Consider the following 229-nt stretch of genomic DNA (forward strand, 5'->3'; position numbering starts at 1 on the left):
ATTATAACTTCTGAGTTATTTAAAAATAGTTTTTATTTACTAAATTAGTTGCTCGAAATACGCAACAAATAATATACAAAAACGTTGGGCTTAATGCGACAAAAAGTCCCACAATTACAATATATGTACTTTATTTTGTATTTTTGGTACGTATTAAAAAAATATAAGACAAAATGTACCAAATAAAAAAACTTGATAAACTTCCTCCTAAAAAAGAAAAAGTAGAAAC

Source organism: Tenacibaculum piscium (assembly GCF_021390715.1).
GTDB lineage: Bacteria > Bacteroidota > Bacteroidia > Flavobacteriales > Flavobacteriaceae > Polaribacter > Polaribacter piscius.